Origin of the sequence: Streptomyces pimonensis (assembly GCF_041380215.1) — a bacterium.
GTDB classification, from domain to species: Bacteria; Actinomycetota; Actinomycetes; order Streptomycetales; family Streptomycetaceae; genus Streptomyces; species Streptomyces pimonensis.
In genome coordinates this window covers 1-1,347 of sequence record NZ_JAHWZY010000117.1, presented here as the reverse complement: position 1 = coordinate 1,347, position 1,347 = coordinate 1, and the positions used below count along the sequence as shown (strand labels likewise).

Sequence of the window (1,347 nt, the reverse complement as noted above, 5' to 3'; positions counted from 1 at the left end):
CCAGGGTTGATGCGTTCTCAGGCTTCGAGATCGAGTAGTTGGAGGGCGTGGTCGGTTCGTGACCGGTAGTGGTCGGTCGCGGCGGCGATGTTCGTCCAGCCGGCCTGGCGGATGAGGCCGATGGCGAGGTTGCGGAGCGTTGCCATCGCGCGGGGTGCGGTGCCGGTGCGGACGCGGGAAGCATCCTCGGCGAAGGTCACGTCTCTCACATGGTGCAGGGCCTCGACCTGCCAGTGCCCGCGGATCAGTTCGGCGATTCGTTCCGGGGTGGCCTGTTCGGGAGTGAGGCTGGTGACCGCGTAGATCGTCTTGACGGTGGTTTTGTTCGTCGTGCGGTTGGTGCGGCGGCGCTTGACCTCGATGGCCTGCACGGCGTGCGGGAAGAGGAGGCCGGGCTGGACGGTGCAGACCTTGAGCCGGCGGATCTCGCGTCGGCCATGGCCCTGTTCGCAGGTGCGGTGCTGCAGTGGGACCTCGCGCCAGGGCAGATGTCGCAGTTGTCGGCGGAGCTTCTTCCGGTTGCCCTTGACGACCAGGATGTAGTGCCCGCCCCGGGCGATGACGTGCTCGGCATGGCCGGTCTGGGTATGCATCGCGTCGGCGGTGATGACACATCCTCGCAGGTCGAGCCGTTCCAACAGCGGGGTGAAGGCGGGGATTTCATTACTCTTCGCGGCGATCTGCCGCTGGGAGACCACGGCCTGGCCCTCGTGCAGGACGGCGGCGAGCAGGTGGACGGCCGTCTTCCCGCCGGTGCGGCTGCCGCGTGCGGCCTTGCCGTCGACGGCCACACCCACCAGCTCCACGGCGCCTTCGTCGGCCGGGTCACTCGCGTGCCGGGCCAGCCAGGCGCCCACGGCGTCATCGAGGGCGTCGCCGTCCAGACGTGACAGCAGGCGGCCCAGGGTGGTGGCGCGTGGTGGACGGCGCAGCCCGATCCTCGCCCGCGCCTCGGGAGAGGTATCGATGGCATAGCGGGCGATGCCGGCCAGCGTGGTGGCGCCGCCGAGCACCGCGAGCAGGCACAGGGCGAGCAGTGACCCCAGCCGGTAGCGGCGGCCCCGCACCCGTCGTGGATCGGGAAGCCGGTCCAACACCTCCGACAGCGCGGCAAGTTCGGACAGCTCGGTAGGCAGGTGCAGCAGGTCGGCGTCCTCGCGGTGGCGCTGGAGAACGTCGATCAGGGAGGATGGCACGCGAACGCGACCCCTGTTCGTGATCAAAGGCTTCGAGAACCTTGATCATCAGGGGTCGCGTTCGTCGCATCCAAGTACGGACAAACAGGCCATCAGAGCACGTCCACGCACGAGTTACTCATCTCGCCGCGTGAGAACGCATGCGCCCTGG

At 68.5% G+C, this 1,347-nt stretch carries 1 protein-coding gene; it reads right to left on the bottom strand.

The annotated features are described in order from the left end of the window. Window positions 1-17: 17 nt before the first annotated feature. Entirely contained in the window at window positions 18-1,196 is a 1,179-nt protein-coding gene (locus KYY02_RS33595) for an ISAs1 family transposase (RefSeq protein WP_371244858.1), read from the bottom strand. Window positions 1,197-1,347 lie beyond the last annotated feature (151 nt).